Source organism: Bradyrhizobium sp. CFUWI, from assembly GCF_056429085.1.
Map to the genome: position 1 here is coordinate 288943 of NZ_JBWJZE010000004.1, position 19011 is coordinate 307953.

Below are 19011 nucleotides of genomic sequence, written 5' to 3' on the forward strand. Positions count from 1 at the left end.
CTACTGTCATCGCCCGGCTTGACCCGGCGATCCAGTACTCCGAGACAGTTATGGCTCAATGGATGAGCCGCGGCGTACTGGATGCCCCGCCTTCGCGGGGCATGACAGCGGTTTGTATGGCAAGTCTCGTGCGCGCGGTAACGACGAGACCTTCCCTACTCCGCGGCGTCCCGCATCTCCGCGCGTTCGGCTCTGACCGCGCAGAACTTGAACTCCGGTATCTTGCCGAACGGGTCGAGCGCCGGGTTGGTGAGCAGGTTCGCCGCCGCTTCCGCGTAGCAGAACGGCATGAACACCATGTTCTCCGGCACGTCGCGGTCGGAACGCACCTTGACCTCGACCGCGCCGCGGCGGGTCTCAAGGCGAATGAAATCGCCGGGCGCAAGCTGCATCTTGCGCATGTCCTTCGGCGACATGAAGGCGACCGCCTCCGGCTCGATCTGGTCGAGCACCTGGGCGCGGCGGGTCATCGAGCCGGTGTGCCAATGCTCCAGCACGCGGCCGGTCGAGAGCACCATGGGATATTCCGCGTCGGGGATCTCGTCCGGCGGGATGACCTTGGCCGGCACGATCTTGCCGCGGCCGCTCGCGGTCGGGAAGCCCGTGGTGAAGATGATCTCGTTGCCGGGCTGGTCTGGCCCATCGACCGGATAGGTCACCGCGCCTTCGCGCACCAGCCGCTCCCAGGTGATGTTCTTCAGCGACGGCATCAGCTCCGCCATCTCGGTGAAGACATCGCCGGGACCGGAATAATTCCACGGCAAGCCCATGCGCTTGCCGATCTCCTGAATGATCCAGAGATCCTGCCGCGCATCGCCCGGCGGCTTGATCACCTGGCGGGCGAGCTGCACGCGGCGATCGGTGTTGGTGAAGGAGCCGTCCTTCTCCGCGAAGGCCGAGGCCGGCAGGATCACGTCGGCGTGGAACGCGGTCTCCGTGACGAAGAGATCCTGCACCACGAGATGATCGAGCATGGCGAGCGCATGGCGCGCGTGCTGCAGATCAGGATCCGACATCGCGGGGTTCTCGCCCTCGATATACATGCCCTTGATCTCGCCGGCATGGATCGCGTTCATGATCTCGACCACGGTCAGGCCGCGCACGGGATCGAGATCCTGCTGCCAGAGCTTCTCGAAGCTGGCGCGCAGATCGTCGCGCCCCACCGGCTGATAATCCGGCAGGAACATCGGGATCAGGCCGGCGTCGGAGGCGCCCTGCACGTTGTTCTGGCCGCGCAGCGGATGCAGGCCGGTGCCGGGACGGCCGACCTGGCCGGTGATCAGCGCGAGCGCAATCAGGCAGCGCGCGTTGTCGGTGCCGTGCACATGCTGGCTGATGCCCATGCCCCAGAAGATGATCGACGATTTCGCCCGCGCATAGGTTCGCGCGACCTCGCGCAACGTCTGCGCCGGGATGCCGCAGATCGGCTCCATCTTCTCCGGCGTGAACTCCTTGATCTTCTCCTTGAGGTCCTCGAACCCCTCGGTGTAGCCGGCGATGTACTGGTCGTCGGTCAGGCCTTCGGTGATGATCGTGTTGATCATCGCGTTCAGCATGGCGACGTCGGAGCCCGGCTTGAACTGCAGATGCTTGGTGGCGTGGCGCGACAGCGACTGCCGGCGCGGATCCATCACGAACAGCTTGGCGTCGTTCTGCTTGACCGCGTTCTTGATGAAGGTCGCGGCGACCGGATGGTTCACGGTCGGGTTGGCGCCGATCACGATGATGACCTCGGCATCCATCGCCGCCGAGAAAGGTGCCGACACCGCGCCGGAGCTCAGGCCCTCGAACAGGGCCGCCACCGACGAGGCGTGGCACAGTCGGGTGCAATGGTCGACGTTGTTCGAACCGAAGCCGGTGCGCACCAGCTTCTGGAACAGATAGGCCTCTTCGTTCGAGCCCTTGGCCGAGCCGAAGCCGGCCAGCGCCTTCACACCCTTCTCGTCGCGGATCTTGACCAGGCCCTTGGCGGCGATGTCGAGCGCTTCGTCCCAGCTCGCCTCGCGGAAATGAGTGAAGGGGTTGGCCGGATCGACCTGGTCGTTGGCATCCTTCTTCGCATTCGGCAGTCGCACCAGCGGCTTGGTCAGGCGATGCGGATGGTGGATGTAGTCGAAGCCGAAGCGGCCCTTGACGCAGAGACGGTTGTGATTGGCGGGACCGTCGCGGCCTTCCGCATAGATCACCTTCTCGTCCTTGACCTCATAGGTGACCTGGCAGCCGACGCCGCAGAACGGACAGAGCGAATCCACCTTCTTGTCGGCATAGGTGACGCGGGTCTGCTTCTCGTCCAACATCACGGCCGGCATCAAGGCGCCGGTCGGGCAGGCCTGCACGCATTCGCCGCAGGCAACGCAAGTGGACTCGCCCATGGGATCGTCGAAGTCGAACACGATCTTGGAATCGTGATTGCGATAGGCCATGCCGATGACGTCGTTGACCTGAACCTCGCGGCAGGCGCGCACGCACAGGCCGCACTGGATGCAGGCATCGAGGTTGACGCGCATCGCCGGATGGCTGGCGTCGGTCGCCCAGCGTTCGGCTGCGGGAAAGCGGCTCTCGGTCACGCCCGTGGCCTCGGCCCAGTGCCAGAACTTCGAATCCGGATCGTGGCTGGTCTCGCGCGCCGGCTGGTCGGCAACGAGCAGCTCCATCACCATCTTCTGCGCGGACACCGCACGCGCGCTCTCGGTCTTCACCTTCATGCCGACCGACGGCGTGCGCTTGCAGGACGCTGCGAGCACACGTTCCCCCTCGATCTCGACCATGCAGGCGCGGCAATTGCCGTCGGGGCGATAATCGGGCGCCGGCGAATAGCACAGATGGGGAATGTCGCGGCCCTGCCGCTTGGCCACCTGCCAGATGGTCTCGCCGGGCTTGGCCTCGACCTGCTTGCCGTCGAGCTCGAACGTAATCTTGGTCATTCGGCCGCTTCCTTGAACTCGTCAGGGAAATATTTGATCACTGAGGACAGCGGATTCGATGCCGCCTGTCCGAGCCCGCAGATCGAGGCATCGCGCATCGCCTGGCTCAATTCTTCCAGCAAAGCGCGGTTCCAGACCGGCTTCTGCATCAGCAGCGCCGCCTTCTGGGTTCCGACGCGGCACGGCGTGCACTGGCCGCAGCTCTCGTCCTCGAAGAACTTCATAAGGTTCAGCGCCGCCGCGCGCACGCTGTCCTTTTGCGACAGGATCACGATCGCAGCCGAGCCGATGAAGCAGCCGTATTTCTCCAGCGTGCCGAAATCGAGCGGGATGTCGTCCATCGACGCCGGCAGAATGCCGCCGGACGCGCCGCCCGGCAGATAAGCGTAGAACTGATGGCCATCGGCCATGCCGCCGCAATATTCGTCGATCAGCTCGCGCACGGTGATGCCGGCGGGCGCCAGCTTCATGCCGGGATTCTTGACGCGGCCCGAGACCGAGAAGCTGCGCAGGCCGTGACGCTCGTGCCGGCCGTTGCCCTTCCACCAGTCGGCGCCCTTCTCGACGATGTCGCGCACCCACCACAGCGTCTCGATGTTGTTGATCAGCGTCGGCAGGCCGAACAGGCCGACCTGGAACGGATAAGGCGGCTTGTGCCGGGGCAGGCCGCGCTTGCCCTCGATGCTTTCGAGCAGCGAAGATTCCTCGCCGCAGATATAGGCGCCAGCGCCGCGGCGCATGTGCAGCGTCGGTCCGCCCGGCGGCAGCTTTGCGATCTCGCGCTCCAGGATCTCGCGCGAAGCCGGATATTCGTCGCGCAGATAGATGTAGACGTCGGACGCCTGCACCACATGCGCGCCGATCAGCATGCCCTCTATGAATCGGTGCGGGTCGCTTTCGAGATAGTAGCGGTCCTTGAACGTGCCGGGCTCGCCCTCGTCGCCGTTGATCGCCATCAGCCGCGGGCCGGGTTCGCCCAGCACGGCGCGCCATTTGCGTCCCGTGGGGAAGCCGGCGCCACCGAGCCCGCGCAGCGAGGCGTCGTCGAGCGACTTCAAGAGATCGTCCGTCGACAGCTCGCCCGAGCGCAGGCGGCCCAGCAGCTTGTAGCCGCCGCCGGCGACATAGGCGTCGTAGCCGACATAGTTCGGCAGATGGGCGTGGGTGTCGCCGGCCTTCGCGACCGCCATCACATTGGCGACGGTCGCATGATCGACGAAATTGTGCCCGACCTCGGCTGCAGGCGCGGTATCGCAGCGCCCAACGCAGGGCGCGCGCACGACGCGGATGCCGGGACCTGACGCGCTTTGCAGGTCCTCGAGCAGCTTCTCACCACCAAGCATCGCACAGGTCAGGGAATCGCAAACGCGGATCGTCAGCGGCGCGATGTCAGGCTCGCCCTCCTTCACCACGTCGAAATGCGCGTAGAAGGTCGCGGTCTCGAACACTTCGGCGAAGGCGAGCTTCATCTCGTCGGCGAGCGCAGCCAGATGCGCAGCCGAGATCTGGTGATACTTGTCCTGGATCAGGTGCAGATATTCGATCAAGAGATCGCGCCGCCGCGGCCGGTCGCCAAGCAGCTGCTCGATCTCGTGCGCGGCGGTGGGATCGACCTGCCGCCCCTTGGGCGTGGCCTTGGCGCGCCGGCGCCCCTCGCCGGGATGCTCGAACGGGCGGACCTCATGCACGTCGTGGCTCATCGATTCGTCTCGATCTCGTCGTTTAGAACAGGTCCAGTTCTAGCTCCTGGCATGCCAGATGCCAAGCAAATTATCATGCTCACGGAAGCAGTTAAGCGCAGTCCAAAGGCAGCCCTGGATCGCTGCCCGGAAAACGGCCTGGCGTTCGTCCAACGCGCCAATCGATAGAACGAAGCCCGAATTGATCCGGAGATCAATAAAGGCATCCTATGCTGCGATTGCGAAGTCGTATCGAGCTCCCGGCTCCGAGGCGACCGGTGTCCCCTTCACACGAAATCAGCGGCGGGAGCGCGAAAGGCCGCGCTCCCGCTCGCGAAGATGTGCGATCAGAAGATCTTCACCGCGCTCTCCAGCGTCTTCCAGACGCCCCAGGCCAGCGGCACGCCGACGAAGGCCCAGAACATTGCGGCACTGGCGTCCAGGCCGCCCTTGCCGATGCCGAACGAGCCGTACTGGATCGACGCCGCGCTCTTGGCACTCGCCGCCTGCAATTTGGCGACCTCCTCCTGGCTCATGTTCCACTTCGGATCGACCGGCTTGATCATGTAGTTGCAGATCAGACCGGCGATCAGCATGGCGCACAGGATGTACATCGTCGTGTTGTAGAGCTGGTCGCGTGGCACGCCGGCAGCGAGCTGGAACTCGCGGATGTAGTTGACCACCACGGGACCGATGATGCCGGCCGTCGACCAGGCCGTCAGCAGCCGGCCGTGGATGGCGCCGACGAACTGCGTCCCGAACATGTCGGCCAGATAGGCCGGCACCGTCGCGAAGCCGCCGCCGTACATCGACAGGATGATGCCGAAGCCGAGCACGAACAGCAATTTCGAGCCCATCGCCGCGAAGGTCGGCGCCAGCGCGTAGAGCGCGATGCCGAGGAGGAAGAAGGTGTAGTAGGTGTTCTTGCGGCCCATGAGATCGGACATCGAGGCCCAGAAGAACCGGCCGCCGATATTGAACAGCGACAGCAGACCGGCAAAGCCGGCGGCGATCGCTGCGATCGCAGCCTTCTGTTCACCCGAAAGCTGGCTGAAGCTCAGCTCCGGATGCCCGATCAGCTTGCCGGCGAAGATCTCCTGGAGCATGGGCGAGGCCATGCCGATCACGCCGATGCCGGCCGAGACGTTCAAGCAGAGCACCCACCAGATCAGCCAGAATTGCGGCGTCTTGTGCGCGTTGTTGAGATGCACATGGTGCTCGGTGATCATCGACTTCTTCTCGCTTGGCGGCGTCCAGCCCTCGGGCTGCCAGCCGGGCGGCGTGACCCGATACGAAAACGCGCCGATCATCATGAAGACGAAATAGATCACCCCCATCACGACGAAGGTCTGCCAGACGCCGACGTCACTTGTGCTCTTGAAGTAGTTGATCAAGAGATTGGCGAGCGGCGCACCGATCATCGCACCACCGCCGAAGCCCATGATGGCCATGCCCGTCGCCATGCCGCGGCGATCGGGGAACCATTTGATCAGCGTCGACACCGGCGAGATGTAGCCGAGGCCGAGCCCGACGCCGCCGATGACGCCGGCCCCAAGCCACATGATCCAGAGCTGGTGAACGTAGACGCCGAACGCGCCGATCAGAAGACCGCCGCCCCAGCAGCAGGCGGCGACAACGCCCGCCTTGCGCGGGCCGGCGCGCTCGAGCCAGCCTCCCCAGATCGCGGCGGAGACGCCGAGCAGCACGAAGAACAGCGTGTACATCCAGCCGAGACTTGCGACCTTCCAGTCGCAGGTCGTGGTGAACAGCTCCTGCCACAGCGAGATGTCGGCGCAGGCCTTGCTCTGCGAGATGCCGATCGCGCGCGACAGCGGCAGCCAGAACACCGAGAAGCCATAGGCCATGCCGATGCAGAGATGGATGCACAGCGCGGCCGGCGGCACCAGCCAGCGATTGAAGCCGGCCTTCGCGATCGTGCGTTCACGATCCAGCAGGCCGGGAGCACCAACCGGTGCATAAACGGTATCGGCAGTCGTCATAAGCATTTCCTCCCAAGCGCGGCCTTGCCGGCACATCGGTTTGAGACCGCTCGTGTGCGGGCCTGGCAGCCCGCGCATGACCGGTCGGATTTCATGCCGAAGTGGAATCGTCTGGCACGCATCGCCTCGTGTGCGCCGAGCAAGCAACTGATCGCGGGCGACGTCCCTTCGCCTTGCAAGCAGCGCGTTGCAGCGACGGCGATCGCGCCCTCGTCCCCCTCAACACCCTGTCTTGAGATGAGCAACGCGCGTGCCAGAAAGCGCATCGTGATGATTCAACGACTTCCCGCAGCGCAATGTGCCGCGCCGGACAGAATGTCTGGAATCCCGGGACAAAATGTCCAATCAGCTCGCTTCCGGCAGCCACATCGTGAATGTACTTCCGGAACCGAGATGGCTTTCGGCCGTGATCTGTCCACCCTGGCGCTTGATCAGCGTCTGGCTGATGGAGAGGCCGAGCCCGGTGCCTTGCCGCCGTTTCGTGGTGTAGAAGGGATCGAATATCTTTTCGATCACCTCTTCGCTCATACCGATGCCGGTGTCGGTGACCTCGATGGCGACGCCTCGATGGCCGTCGCGCTCGGCATCGAAGGAGCGAAGCGTCAGGGTCCCGCCGTCCGGCATGGCGTGGATCGCGTTGACGATGAGATTGACCAGCACCTGCTGCAGCTCGTTCCGGTTCATCAGCACGAGCCGATTGGCGCGATCCTCCCTGACCACGGCGATCTCGGTCTTGTTCAGAAGATGCTGCACCAGCGGCAGGCAATCGGAGATGACGCTGGCCGGCGCATGGCGCTCGACATAGCCGGCATATTCCTCCGGCCTTGCAAACTGCAGCAGCTTGGTCACGATCTGGCTGATGCGGTGAATCTGCTCGTCGAGCAGGCGAAACTCGACCTTTGCCTTGTCGGCATCCGCCCCGAACACGCTGCGGATGACGTCGAGGTTGCCCTGCATCACCGCGATCGGATTGTTGATCTCGTGGGCAACGCCGGCGGTGATCTCGCCGATCGCCGCCAGCTTCTCGGACATGATGAGCTGCTTGGTGGTCGCCTCGAGCTTGAGATTGGCGTGCTCGAGGTCCCGGGTGCGCTCCAGCACGCGGACGTTCAGCTCCTCGTTCCATTCCCGCAGCTGCCGGTCGCGCTCCTGGATCTGGTCGAGCAGGCCGTCGAGATGAACCGCGACGCGGCCGATCTCGTCACCCGACACCGGCATCTTGGTGCGGGCGGACAGGTTGCCGCGCTCCACCTCGGCGATCGTCGCCGTGACGCGCTCCAGCGGCATGAAGATGGAGCTAGCCCAGCGCAGGAAGATCGGTACGGTCGCGGCGGTGATGGCGATGAAGGCCGCGATGATGATCAGCAATGTCTGGTATTTGGCCTCGCTGAACGGCTTCTCCAGAAAGCCGACATAGAGCATGCCGACCCGCTTGCCATAGCTGTCGACCAGCGGCTCGTAAGCGGAGATGTACCAGTCATTGACCACGAAGGCGCTGTCGAGCCAGGTGCGCCCCTCGCCCAGCACGGCCGAGCGCACCGCCGCCGACACGCGCGTGCCGAGCGCGCGCCGTCCCTCGAACAGACGGACGTTGGTCGAGATCCGCACGTCGTCCAGGAACAGCGTCGCGGTACCCTGGCTGCCCTCCGGCAGGCTCGCGGCGCGATAGACGAGGTCGTTGATCGTGTCGATGAATTCGAGATTCTGGTTGAGCAGGGTGCCGCCGACCAACGCCGCGGCGCCGCCGTCGCGCAGCGTCGCCCGGCTCGCCGTATGCACGACCATGCCGCGCGTCTCCGTGCTGCGGTCGGTCGGCACCGCGTTCGGGGTCGGCACGAGATCCAATCGCGCGCGCTCGGCCAGGGCCGGCGAAATCGCGGCGAGCTCGTCATTGCCGAAAATATCGACGCCCGTCGCGGCGACCTGGCCCGACAGCGCCGACACGATGATGGGCCAGTCGCTTCTCGGTTGGTGCTGCAGCGGCGGCGACGAGGCCAGGACCTCGCCGCGATCGTTGCTCAGATACAGGAAGTCGAGACCGATTTCCTTGCGGGTCTCGTCGAGCAGATCCCGCAAGGAGCCGCGCGCATCCGGCGCCAGCACCTCGTGGAAGCGGGCCGAGAGGCCAAGCGCCCGGACCTGGACGCCGGTCTTCTCCAGGATGCGGGCGAGATATTGATGGGCGATGGTGAGATCGCCGTTCACCTTGGAGATCAGGGTCGCGTCGAATTTCGCGTTCCAGCGATAGATCGCAACGCCGAGCAGGAGCGGCAGGATGACCAGCATCGGCAGCAACGCGATCGCGAGCAGCCGGAAGCGGACGGAGCGTCCCCGCACCAGCTCGCCGCTACGGCCGGCGCCATCAGACATCCCACAACGCGCATTTGCGGTCGATGGTCTTGCGCGAGATACCGAGGCGCCGAGCCGCCTCCTCGCGATTGCCGTTGACCTCCTTCAGCACGCCGAGAATGTGACGGCGCTCGAGCTCGGCGAGGCTGTCGGCAGGCGCCGACTGACCATCGTTGCGGGAGCCGGCGAAATCGTCGGGGAAGGCACCGAGGATCAGCGTGCGCTCGATCAGATTGCGCAGCTCGCGCACATTGCCCGGCCAGTCATAGCTTGCGAGCGCCGCCCGCACCGAGGCGTCGATTGGCACCGGCGGCATGCCTAGCTGAACCGACAGCTTGCTCATGAAGATGCCGGCAAGCTCCAGCACATCGTCGCCGCGATCCTTCAGGAGCGGCAGGCGGATCTGCATCACGTTGAGCCGATAGAACAGATCGGCCCGGAAACGGCCCCTCTCGACCTCCTGCTGAAGCTCGGCATTGGTCGCGAAGATGAAGCGCAGGTCGACCGGAACTTCACGCTCGGAGCCGACCGGACGGACGCGGCGGTCTTCGAGCACGCGAAGCAGCTTGCTCTGCATCGGCAGCGGCAGCTCCCCGATCTCGTCGAGGAACAGCGTGCCGCCATGAGCGTACAGGAACAGGCCCTCGCGGCCCGAATCGGCGCCGGTGAAGGCGCCCTTGATGTGTCCGAACAGTTCGGCCTCGATCATGTCGGGCGGGATCGCCGCGCAATTCACGGGCACGAACGGCTTGTCGGCGCGGTCGGACAGCGAGTGGATCGAGCGCGCCGCCACTTCCTTGCCGGTGCCGGATTCGCCGGTGAGGAGGATCGAGGTCGGCAGGGGCGCGACCCGTGCGATGGTCTCGCGCACGCGCAGCGTCGGCGCCGACTGCCCGATCAGGTTGTCGCGCAGAAAGGCGCGGTCGGAGGAGGCGCGCAAGGCATAGCGCAGGACATAGTTCTCGCGCTGGAGCCGGACACGGTCGAGGCATCGCGCCACCGCATTGAGGATCTGGTTGGAGCGGAACGGCTTGAGCACGAAATCGGCCGCACCCGCGCGCAGGGCCTGGATCGCGGTGTCGAGGTCGGCAAAGGCGGTAATCAGGATGGCGTCGGCGAAAAAGCCCACGGCGCGCTGCTCGGCGAGCCAATCGACGCCATTCTTGCCTGGCATGATGTTGTCGAGAATGACGACGTCGTAGCGGTTGGAATCGAGCTTGCGCGAGGCCTGGTCGGTATCGGCCGCCTCGTCCACCAGCTTGCAGCGCGGTCCAAGCGTGCGCACCAGGAAATTGCGCATGCCCGGCTCGTCGTCGACGATCAGGATGGAGGCCTGCGCCAGCGCGCCGAACTCCGGCCCTGCCGCCGTCTTGCCGGGCTTGACGGCAGGCTCGCGGCCCGCTGCGGAAGGTGCGGCTGCGCTTGCCCTCGATGTTGAGAAAGTCATGCCCGATGTCTTAGGTTTGAGATCATCCACGCAACAGTCGGCGCCTTTCGCATTGCAGCGAAACCCGGCCGTTCCCCCGCCGGCGCAGCATAGTCAAACGCCGCCGCCGTGAATATGCACCTTTCTACGGCCCATCGCCCTTTTCGACCAGGAACACGATGCGGGCCTCATTGCGCTCGGTGATCTCGACCTTGTCGCCCGTCTCGCGGATCAGATTCGGAATGTCAATCACCGACAGGGGATCGGTGCAATGAACCTCGAGCTGATCGCCGGGTTGCAATGGCTTGAGCGCCTTGCGCGTCTTCAGGGCGGGCAGCGGGCATTTCAGTCCGGTGAGATCGAGCATCGTTCTGGTCATGGGCGCAACATGGCGGGACGAAGCGATGGCGTCAACGCAAGGCCGCTAGAGCAGATCGGCGTAGGACAGAAAGCCGACATCCTGCCCCGGCTCGACGCCCGTGATGCTCTCACCGAGTTCGACGAGGCCGTCAGTCTCGACCAGCGAGGACAACAGCCCGGCTCCCTCGCGCGGAAACTTGATGGCCTCGAGCCGGCCGTCCTGCGCGCGGCGCAGGGAAACGCGCACATATTCGCGCCGGCCTGCCTTCTTCTTGTAAGTGAACGCAGCGCGCAGCGGGATCGGCGTCAACGGTTCCGGCAGGCCGCCCGCCAGCGCAAGCACCGTCGGCCGCACCACATGGACGAACGTCACGAAGCTCGCGACGGGATTGCCGGGCAATCCGATCAGTGGCGTGCCGTCGATGATGCCCATCGCCACGGGCCGCCCGGGCTTGATCGCCATCCGCCACAGCACCAGCGAGCCGACGCTCTCGACCGCCGCCTTGACGTGGTCCTCCTCGCCGGTCGAGACGCCGCCGGTGGTGAGGATCAGGTCGTGGCGACCCGCAACCTGCTTCAAGCCGTTCGCAAGCGAGGTACGCTCGTCGCGCAGAATGCCGAGGTCGCTGACCTCGCAGCCGAGCCGGCGCAGCATCGCCATCAGCATGAAGCGGTTGGAATCGAACAGCTGCGAGGGCGCGCGCGGTTCGCCGGGCGAGGCCAGCTCGTCGCCGGTCGAGAACACCGCGACGCGAATGCGCCTGACCACGTCGAGTCCCGTCAGACCGAACGCAGCCGCCAGCGCGACGTGCTGCGGCCGCAAGCGCTGGCCCGCGCGCAGCGCGACATGTCCCTGCGGGATGTCCTCGCCCGCGGGCCGGACATTGGACCCAGGCTTCAGCCCCGGCGGCAGCACGATCCTGCCGGCCTCGTCGACGCGGACATCTTCCTGCATGAAGACGGTCTCCGCGCCCGGCGGCATCGGCGCGCCCGTGAAGATGCGCGCGGCGTGGCCGGGCTTGATCGGTGCCTGTGCAAGCCCGCCGGCCGGGATGCGGCCGTCAAGCGGGACTGCCTGCTCGGCGCCAGCAGGAAGGTCGGCATTGCGCACGGCGTAGCCATCGACGGCCGAGTTGGTGAAGGGCGGCAACGGCAGCGGCGCCGCGATGTCGCGCGCCAGCACGCGCCCGTCTGCGTCGGTGAGCGCCACCGTCTCCAGATCGGCGATCGCGTTGACGCGCGTCGTGATCAGGCCGACGGCGTCGTCGACCGACATCATCGGGCCGCCGAAGGCAAAGCAATCGTCCGAGAGTTGCGCCATGGTGCCTCGTCAGCGTATCGCGGCGCTCTTTGCCACCACTTCCTCGACCGGCATCGCCGCGCGCAGCAGCAACGCCGCAGCGGCCTCGATGTCGTCGAGATGGACAGTCGGCAGCCGAGTGTCAATGGCGGCGTCGGTCGCGATCCCGGCAATCCCGGGATCGTCGGGAAACAGCAGCGGCTTGCCGTTTGCCGCGCGATGCACCTCGATCTTGCGATGCGGCTCGCGCTTGAAACCCTCGACCACGACGAGATCGACCGCGGACAGCTTGCCCAATAGTTCCGGCAGCCGCGGCTCCGCCGCGCCGCGCAGTTCGTGCATCAGGGCCCAGCGGTTTGACGAGGCAACCAGCACCTCGGCCGCGCCGGCCTCGCGATGGCGCCAGGAATCCTTGCCGGGCACGTCGACGTCGAACTGATGGTGCGCATGCTTGATCACCGAGACGCGCAGACCTTGCGCGTTGAAATGCGGGATCAGCCGCGCCAACAGCGTGGTCTTGCCCGCCCCGCTCCAGCCTGCCAGGCCGATGACTTTCATTCCAGCTCCGTCGCTGCGCACGCCTCAGTCCTTGGGTGGAACCGCCGGTCCAACCCCGTCATTGCGAGCGCAGCGAAGCAATCCAGAGTGTCTCCGCGGATGCATTTCTGGATTGCTTCGCTGCGCTTGCAATGACGAACGGAGGCATTTTGTCCATTCCCCGCCATGCTTATATCGGCTTGACCCGAATGTCATGCTAACCTCGCGGCCATGATGAAGATCGACAAAGCCCCGGTGCCCCTGATCGTCCCCAACCCGGACGACCCGCGCCTGACCCAGAGCGTGACCGGGACCGACCAGACCGGCGCCAGGGTCGAGATCAAGGTGCCGATGGAGCGGCCGCTGACGCTTTACCTGAACGCCCAGGAGATCGTCACCATGATGACGATCGGCGACTATCCGGAATATCTGGCGCTCGGTTATCTTCTGAACCAGAACATGCTGAAATATAACGACGCGGTCACCGAGGTCGAATACGACGACGATCTCCAGGTGGTCGTGGTGCGCACCGAGCATCACACCAATTTCGAAGCCAAGCTGAAGAAGCGAACGCAGACCTCGGGCTGCGCGCAGGGCACCGCTTTCGGCGACCTGCTCGAAGCCGTGGAGAGCGTCGCGCTGCCGAAGGCGGAGCTGCGTACATCCTGGCTGTACCAGATGACGCAGACCATCAACACCATGCCCTCGCTCTATCTCGAGGCCGGCGCGATCCACGGCTGCGTGCTGTGCCAGGAGGGCACCCCGCTCTGCTACACCGAGGATGTCGGCCGCCACAACGCCGTCGACAAGATCGCCGGCTGGATGTATCGCCACGGCGTCGACGCTTCCGACAAGATCCTCTACACCACGGGGCGCCTCACCTCGGAGATGGTGATCAAGACGGTCCGCATGGGCATTCCGATCCTGGTGTCGCGCTCCGGCTTCACCGCCTGGGGCGTCGATCTCGCACGTCAGGTCGGACTGACGCTGGTCGGCCGCACCCGCGGCAAGCGCTTCATCGTCCTCGCGGGCGAGGAGCGCATCGTCTACGACCAGAACCTTGCTTACGTCGAGGAAGAGTCGGCGAAGCACAAGCGCAAGGGTGAAGCTGGTGACGACTGAATTCCCGGCCACGCAAGGTGTGCTGCTCGCCGGCGGCCTCGCCCGCCGCATGGGGGGCGGCGACAAGCCGATGCGCACCATCGGCGGCCGCACCATTTTGGAACGCGTGATCGCGCGCCTGAAGCCTCAATGCAGTGGATTGATCCTCAACGCGAACGGCGATCCCGCGCGTTTCGCGGCCTTCGGCTTGCCGGTCGTCCCCGACGACGTGCCCGGCTTCCCCGGCCCGCTCGCCGGCATCGTCGCGGCGCTGGACTGGACCGCGGCGAACCGGCCGGACGTCGAATGGGTGCTCAGCGCCGCCGGCGACTGCCCGTTCTTGCCGCGCGATCTGGTTGCCCGCCTGCATGACGCGCGCGCGCGCGAGAACGCGCAGCTCGCCGTTGCCGCATCAGGCGAGCAGTCGCATCCCGTGATCGGCCTGTGGCGGGTCGCTTTGCGCGACGAGCTGCGCCACGCGCTGGTCGTCGAAGACCTCCGCAAGATCGACCGCTGGACCGCACGCTATCCGCTGGCGACGGTGACGTGGCCCGTCGAGCCGCTCGATCCGTTCTTCAACGCCAACACGGTCGAGGATATCGCCGAAGCCGAGCGGCTGGCGGCACTGGATGATGCGGCCTAGCGGCGTTACGATTTCGGAAACTCGTTGAGAAGCTGCGCCCAGATGATCGCGAAGGCGATCAGGCCGCAGAGACCGAGGGCCGTGTTGAATCGCGGCAGACGGCCGATCGCAACCAGCAGCCAGGCCGGCAGAAAGAACGCCCCAAAGACCATGCCGAGCGGAAACACCGCAAGCCATTGAAAGCCGCTGCCGTCCCCCTGCGGGACATTCGCGATGTGATAGAAGGTGTAGAGCCAGAACAGCGTTCCGGCCGTCGCGATGAGTGCAGCAAGCTTGCGGAAATTGAAGGGCATCGATGCGGTCATGACCTGGCTCATATTCCTTGGTCGTAGCGGCGGCCATCCAAGTTCATGACGTCCTGAACCGGACCCGGGACCGCAGCGACCACTGACCGAACCCTGCCCCGGATGAGCCATGGCCGACTCGCTCTTGGATGTCATTTTCGATGTTGTCGATCTCGCGCTCGATGTTTCGGAGGTGATCGATCGCACGAAGCAGTTGAGCAAGCCCGACACCGTCGAGGTCCCGCCGGATCCAAAACCGCTACCGGCCGCCGCGCAGCGTGCGCTGGCCGAAGCCGAGAAACTGGAGCGCAAACGCGATCAGCCCGATCAATCCGCCAGCGGCACCGACCAGGCGTCGTCGCCGTAGACCTGCGCCAGATGTTGGCGCGCGATGTCTCCAGCACCCGCTACGCGGGCCGGAAGCCGGCCCGCTCCAGCGCCGCACGCGCCTCGTCCGAGCCGAGGGCATCGAGCAACGCCTGCACCGCTGGACGGCCTTTGCGCGCCGTCACCAGCGCAAAGTCATAATGCTCTTCCGCGAGCGGAATGAAACCGAGGCCGGCCGCATCGGCGACCGGCGCAATGGTCATGCCCCAATCGGCGCGCTGCTGCGCGACGGCCGCCGCGACGGCGTTGTGCGAGCGCGGCTGGTTCCAATAACCTTCCGGGCGCGCGCCGCCGAGCAGCCGGTCGATCAGGATGCGGGTGCCGGCACCCTGGTTGCGGTTGACCATGATGCAGGCGGGATCAGAGAGCGCGCCGGCCACCGCCTCCTTCGCATCAAGGCCCTCGAAACGCCTGTCGCCCTTGCGGAAGACAATGCCCTGCATCCGCCGCCAGCCTGGCACGAGCTCGAGGCCGTCGACGAGATAGGGCGAGTTGTAGGTCTCGCTCTTGTCGTCGAACAGGTGGATCGGCGCGACATCGCATTCGCCGCGCTTGGCGGCTGCGAGGCCACCGAGGCTGCCGACGGCGATCGAGCGCACGGTCAGGCCGGCATGCGCGAGCCCAGCGGTGACGAGATCGAGACCGGTGCAATGGCTGCCGAGGATGACGAGATCCGGCACGCGCACATGCGGCGTGAACAGCGTCACCTCGGTTGCGGTCCCGGCCGGCATCTGGTCGGCGAGCGCGTCGATGCGCAAGAAACCGTCGGCCTGCGCGAAGGACGTGATCGCGCCAGAGCCCTTGCCGGAGGGATAGGCGACTAACCCATTCTTGCCCTCGACCAGCGAGACCATGACGAATTCGGTGCGGCCGAGCTCGGACGCAATGCGCACCGGCACCGTCGCGTTCACCTTGGCATCGGAGCGTGGCGGCAGGCCGGCCAGCCTGCGCAGCACCGGCACAATCATGTCGTGAAAGGTGAACATCGCCGAGGTCGGAAAGCCCGGCAGGATCACCACCGGCTTGCCGTCGCACACCGCAAGGCACAGCGGCTTGCCGGGCTTGAGCGCGACACCATGCGCGATGATGCCGGGCTTGCCGAGCCGGCCGATGATGCGATGGGACAGGTCGCCCGCGCCTTTCGAGGTGCCGCCTGACAGCACCAGCATGTCGGCATCCGCGAGCGCGCCGCGCATGGCAGCTTCGAGCTTGGCTTCATCGTCCGGAATGGCGCCGAGGAAGGCCGCCTCGCCGCCGTTCTCGTCGATCGCGGCCGCGACGATGGCGCCGTTGGTGTCGTAAATCCCGGCAGGCGCGAGCCTCTGCCCGGGCTGAACCAGTTCATCGCCGGTGGAGATCACGGCCACAAGCGGCTTGCGCGCGACCTTCACCTCGGCGATGCCGCAAGCCGCCAGCATGCCGATCTCGCGCGAGCCGATGATGGTGCCGGCACGCAGCAGCGCCTCGCCGCGCGCGATGTCGGATCCCGCATAGGACACGAATTGCCCCGGCGAGACGGCACGACGAACCTCGATCGTGTCGGACCCCGCCGGCTGGGTGTGCTCGACCATGACGACGGCGTCGGCGCCACGCGGCAGCGGACCGCCGGTGGCGATCGCCGTCGCGGTTCCCGGCGCCACTTGCAGCCTTGGCGCGGTGCCGCACTGGATCGTTTCGCCGTTCAACCCAAGACGCACCGGCTTGCCTTCGCCCGCCGCGACGAGATCCGCCGAGCGCACGGCAAAGCCGTCGACGTTGGAGCGGTCGAAGGGGGGAACGTCGATCGGCGCCGTGACGTCTTCGGCGAGCGCTGCGCCGAGCGCATCGGCAAGCTTGCGCCGCTCGGCTGGAATCGAACGCGGGAACAAGGCTGCCTCGAAGCGCGCCAGGGCCTCCTCCCGCGAGAGGATCTTGAGGAACTGCGCCTGTTCGAAGGCGCTGCGGTCTTGCGACTGGGGGATCATCGTCATGCCGAACCCATATCACTCCCGGATCAGATAGGCATCGACCGGCGTTCCCGCCGCAAATCCCTCGCTGTCGCCGGGAACGAGCAGCCATGCGTCCGCACCGGCCATGGCGTGGAAGGGCCATTCCCCGACTGCGAGCGGCGTCCAGGCGTCACGCTCCTCGGCCAGCAGAACGATCTCGGCGATGCCGCCGCTGGATGCGATCTTGCGTGCCAGCGGCAAGGTGATCCGTCGGCGCGTCCGACGCGCTGTCAGGCGATCGACGAGCGGCTGCACCAGCGCGAGCCAGGCCGCGAGCGCAGCATCGGGCGAGCCGGGCAAGGCCAACACGGGAACCGGTCCGAGCCGGCCGACCGCGGCAGTACGTCCAGGGTGAAGCGCAAGGCCGTGTGCCTTCACCTCGCCCCGCCGGGCCAAGGCCAACACGGCAGCATCCCGGCGGCCGACGCCGCTGCCGCCGACGGTCAGCAGGAGATCACAAGAGGAGGCGTCAAGCGCGTCGGCAATCGATGCTTCGTCGCGCGCACCGGCTTCGCGCGGTTCGACGTCCAGTCCTGCCGAGCGCGCGAGACCGGCGATCATGTGCATCGTTGCCGTTGCACCCGGCACATTGACGATGCGCAATCGCGGCCGCCGCACGCCGAGCTTCGCCAAGCCCGCAACACGTGCGAGCAGCAGATCGGACGCACCGACGGGAGAGCCCTCGGCCCCGGCAGGCGTGCGTGCCGTCATGTCGCTGCCTGCGCGCCTGACGCCCTGTCCCGGCACGGCTTCCGCCAGCACCTGCACGAGCGGCCCGGACACCTCCACCGCGTCGGCATCGAGCACACAGTCGCATCCCGCCGGCATCGCTTCGCCAGCCTCGATCCATGCCGGGGCTTTCGTCAAAGGCAGCGGCGAATAAGAGGACGCACCGACAAGATCATTGGCGCGGAGCGCCCAGCCGTCCGTGGCGGCAATGTCGTGCGGCGGATGGGCCGCAAGCAACGGAGTGCCCGCCGCGATGCAGCCGGCCGCATCGATCAGCGGCAATTCCACCGGCGCAAGCGGCGCGAGCCCGTTCAGCAATGCGGCGAGCGCGGTGTCGAGCGGCGTCAGCGATGGCGGCAGGCGCTGGGTCATGCGCCATGGTGGACCATGCATCGCCCGCTTTGGCAACCGCCGGCGATGCGGGCCTCAGCCGCCGGACCTGTCCGAATTCGGGAAGAACAGCTGCTGCCCGTCGACCTTGTAGCCGGCGATCGCCGCCTGCCCCTCCGGCGAGGTCAGCCAATCGATGAAGCTCTGCGCGAGATCCTGCTTCACGTTCGGAAACTTCGCAGGATTCACCAGCATGACGCCATACTGATTGAGCAGCCGCCGGTCGCCTTCGACGACGATGTCGAGATCGCCGCGATCCCTGAACGAGATCCAGCCGCCGCGATCCGACAGCACATAGGCATTCGCGGCACGCGCGGCGTCGAGAGCCGAAGCCATGCCCTGCCCCGCCTCGCGATACCAGGCGCCCTTGGCCGCCGCGATGTCGATGCCGGCGACGATCCAGAGCGCGAGTTCCGCGGCGTGGGTGCCCGACCGATCGCCGCGCGTCACGAACGGCGCGCCCTTGGCTTCGATCGCCTTCAGCAAGGTCACGATGTCCTTGCCCTTCACCGCCGCGGGATCGCTCTTCGGCCCGATCAGAACGTAGTCGTTGTACATCACGTCGAAACGCTTCACGCCAAACCCGTCGGCGACGAATTTCTCCTCCTGCGGCCGCGCGTGCATCAGCACGACGTCGGCCTCGCCTCGTCGCGGCCCGTTGAGCACCTCGTCGGCGCGCCGCGCGATCACGGTCACCTCGATGCCGGTCTTGTCGTGGAAGATCGGCAGCAGATAGTCGAGCAGGCCGGACTCCTGGGTCGCGGTCGTCGTGGCGAGGACGATGCTGCGGTCCTCGGCGAATGACGCCGCAACGCCCACGGTGAGACCGCAGAACAGCGCGAATGCAACGGACAGGCGGCCCATGATCAGGTTCCCATTGGCTATGACGCCTTCATGATGCTGATCGAATGCGC

At 66.1% G+C, this 19011-nt stretch carries 15 protein-coding genes; 3 read left to right on the forward strand and 12 right to left on the reverse strand.

What is annotated here, in order from left to right; all coding sequences use genetic code 11:
* Positions 1-155: 155 nt before the first annotated feature.
* The 8 genes from fdhF to mobB all read right to left on the reverse strand — a co-directional run bounded on the left by fdhF (position 156) and on the right by mobB (position 12596).
* Positions 156-2924 carry a formate dehydrogenase subunit alpha gene (gene fdhF, locus AC066S_RS11795; protein WP_478269732.1) on the reverse strand — a complete coding sequence of 923 codons (2769 nt, stop codon included), beginning with the start codon at positions 2922-2924 and terminating at the stop codon, positions 156-158.
* A complete protein-coding gene (locus AC066S_RS11800) occupies positions 2921-4624 on the reverse strand; it encodes an NADH-ubiquinone oxidoreductase-F iron-sulfur binding region domain-containing protein (RefSeq protein ID WP_135170458.1) in 1704 nt (567 codons plus the stop codon). The genes fdhF and AC066S_RS11800 overlap by 4 nt, the downstream gene beginning before the upstream one ends.
* Positions 4625-4950: 326 nt before the next feature.
* Positions 4951-6603, reverse strand: coding sequence for an OFA family MFS transporter (locus tag AC066S_RS11805; RefSeq protein ID WP_126259888.1), 1653 nt, complete (start codon positions 6601-6603; stop codon positions 4951-4953).
* Positions 6604-6948: 345 nt separating this feature from the next.
* Positions 6949-8973, reverse strand: a complete 2025-nt coding sequence (locus AC066S_RS11810) for a sensor histidine kinase (RefSeq protein ID WP_126259890.1) — start codon at positions 8971-8973, stop codon at positions 6949-6951.
* A complete protein-coding gene (locus AC066S_RS11815) occupies positions 8966-10399 on the reverse strand; it encodes a sigma-54-dependent transcriptional regulator (protein WP_126259892.1) in 1434 nt (477 codons plus the stop codon). Before AC066S_RS11815 ends, AC066S_RS11810 begins: the two co-directional genes overlap by 8 nt.
* A 124-nt stretch (positions 10400-10523) precedes the next feature.
* Positions 10524-10757: a sulfurtransferase TusA family protein gene (locus AC066S_RS11820; protein WP_028134664.1), complete on the reverse strand. Its 234-nt coding sequence runs from the start codon at positions 10755-10757 to the stop codon at positions 10524-10526.
* A gap of 45 nt (positions 10758-10802) precedes the next feature.
* The gene (locus AC066S_RS11825; protein WP_126259894.1) at positions 10803-12059 is read right to left on the reverse strand and encodes a molybdopterin molybdotransferase MoeA; all 1257 of its coding nucleotides are present in this window, start codon (positions 12057-12059) and stop codon (positions 10803-10805) included.
* A gap of 9 nt (positions 12060-12068) precedes the next feature.
* The gene (gene mobB, locus AC066S_RS11830) at positions 12069-12596 is read right to left on the reverse strand and encodes a molybdopterin-guanine dinucleotide biosynthesis protein B (RefSeq protein ID WP_126259896.1); all 528 of its coding nucleotides are present in this window, start codon (positions 12594-12596) and stop codon (positions 12069-12071) included.
* A gap of 210 nt (positions 12597-12806) precedes the next feature.
* Here mobB and fdhD point away from each other — a divergent pair, with 210 nt between their 5' ends.
* Both fdhD and mobA read left to right on the forward strand, forming a co-directional pair.
* Positions 12807-13697: a formate dehydrogenase accessory sulfurtransferase FdhD gene (gene fdhD, locus AC066S_RS11835; protein WP_478269733.1), complete on the forward strand. Its 891-nt coding sequence runs from the start codon at positions 12807-12809 to the stop codon at positions 13695-13697.
* Positions 13678-14319, forward strand: a complete 642-nt coding sequence (gene mobA / locus AC066S_RS11840; protein WP_478269734.1) for a molybdenum cofactor guanylyltransferase MobA — start codon at positions 13678-13680, stop codon at positions 14317-14319. Before fdhD ends, mobA begins: the two co-directional genes overlap by 20 nt.
* 5 nt (positions 14320-14324) lie before the next feature.
* On the opposite strand, the gene AC066S_RS11845 is transcribed toward mobA, so the two are convergent.
* Complete coding sequence (locus tag AC066S_RS11845) at positions 14325-14624, reverse strand: hypothetical protein (RefSeq protein WP_235885161.1); 300 nt, start codon at positions 14622-14624, stop codon at positions 14325-14327.
* Positions 14625-14733: 109 nt separating this feature from the next.
* Here AC066S_RS11845 and AC066S_RS11850 point away from each other — a divergent pair, with 109 nt between their 5' ends.
* Positions 14734-14970, forward strand: a complete 237-nt coding sequence (locus tag AC066S_RS11850; protein ID WP_126259900.1) for a hypothetical protein — start codon at positions 14734-14736, stop codon at positions 14968-14970.
* A 40-nt stretch (positions 14971-15010) separates the two neighbouring features.
* On the opposite strand, the gene AC066S_RS11855 is transcribed toward AC066S_RS11850, so the two are convergent.
* The 3 genes from AC066S_RS11855 to AC066S_RS11865 are packed head-to-tail and all read right to left on the reverse strand — an operon-like array spanning position 15011 to position 18961.
* Positions 15011-16960, reverse strand: coding sequence for a molybdopterin biosynthesis protein (locus AC066S_RS11855; RefSeq protein WP_478269735.1), 1950 nt, complete (start codon positions 16958-16960; stop codon positions 15011-15013).
* A 12-nt stretch (positions 16961-16972) separates the two neighbouring features.
* Positions 16973-18079 (reverse strand): molybdopterin-binding protein, encoded by a 1107-nt coding sequence (locus AC066S_RS11860; protein WP_478269736.1) that lies wholly within the window; start codon positions 18077-18079, stop codon positions 16973-16975.
* Positions 18080-18133: 54 nt separating this feature from the next.
* Entirely contained in the window at positions 18134-18961 is an 828-nt protein-coding gene (locus AC066S_RS11865; protein ID WP_478269737.1) for an ABC transporter substrate-binding protein, read from the reverse strand.
* Positions 18962-19011: the final 50 nt, after the last annotated feature.

What these genes read in the sequence shown, in the direction of transcription:
- AC066S_RS11860 (WP_478269736.1), bottom strand. Translation starts at nt 18,079, where the DNA reads ATGACCCAGCGCCTGCCGCCATCGCTGACGCCGCTCGACACCGCGCTC.
- mobB (WP_126259896.1), bottom strand. Translation starts at nt 12,596, where the DNA reads ATGAAAGTCATCGGCCTGGCAGGCTGGAGCGGGGCGGGCAAGACCACG.
- AC066S_RS11850 (WP_126259900.1), top strand. Translation starts at nt 14,734, where the DNA reads ATGGCCGACTCGCTCTTGGATGTCATTTTCGATGTTGTCGATCTCGCG.
- AC066S_RS11855 (WP_478269735.1), bottom strand. Translation starts at nt 16,960, where the DNA reads ATGACGATGATCCCCCAGTCGCAAGACCGCAGCGCCTTCGAACAGGCG.
- AC066S_RS11820 (WP_028134664.1), bottom strand. Translation starts at nt 10,757, where the DNA reads ATGACCAGAACGATGCTCGATCTCACCGGACTGAAATGCCCGCTGCCC.
- fdhD (WP_478269733.1), top strand. Translation starts at nt 12,807, where the DNA reads ATGATGAAGATCGACAAAGCCCCGGTGCCCCTGATCGTCCCCAACCCG.
- AC066S_RS11815 (WP_126259892.1), bottom strand. Translation starts at nt 10,399, where the DNA reads ATGACTTTCTCAACATCGAGGGCAAGCGCAGCCGCACCTTCCGCAGCG.
- AC066S_RS11825 (WP_126259894.1), bottom strand. Translation starts at nt 12,059, where the DNA reads ATGGCGCAACTCTCGGACGATTGCTTTGCCTTCGGCGGCCCGATGATG.
- AC066S_RS11800 (WP_135170458.1), bottom strand. Translation starts at nt 4,624, where the DNA reads ATGAGCCACGACGTGCATGAGGTCCGCCCGTTCGAGCATCCCGGCGAG.
- AC066S_RS11810 (WP_126259890.1), bottom strand. Translation starts at nt 8,973, where the DNA reads ATGTCTGATGGCGCCGGCCGTAGCGGCGAGCTGGTGCGGGGACGCTCC.
- AC066S_RS11805 (WP_126259888.1), bottom strand. Translation starts at nt 6,603, where the DNA reads ATGACGACTGCCGATACCGTTTATGCACCGGTTGGTGCTCCCGGCCTG.
- AC066S_RS11865 (WP_478269737.1), bottom strand. Translation starts at nt 18,961, where the DNA reads ATGGGCCGCCTGTCCGTTGCATTCGCGCTGTTCTGCGGTCTCACCGTG.
- AC066S_RS11845 (WP_235885161.1), bottom strand. Translation starts at nt 14,624, where the DNA reads ATGACCGCATCGATGCCCTTCAATTTCCGCAAGCTTGCTGCACTCATC.
- fdhF (WP_478269732.1), bottom strand. Translation starts at nt 2,924, where the DNA reads ATGACCAAGATTACGTTCGAGCTCGACGGCAAGCAGGTCGAGGCCAAG.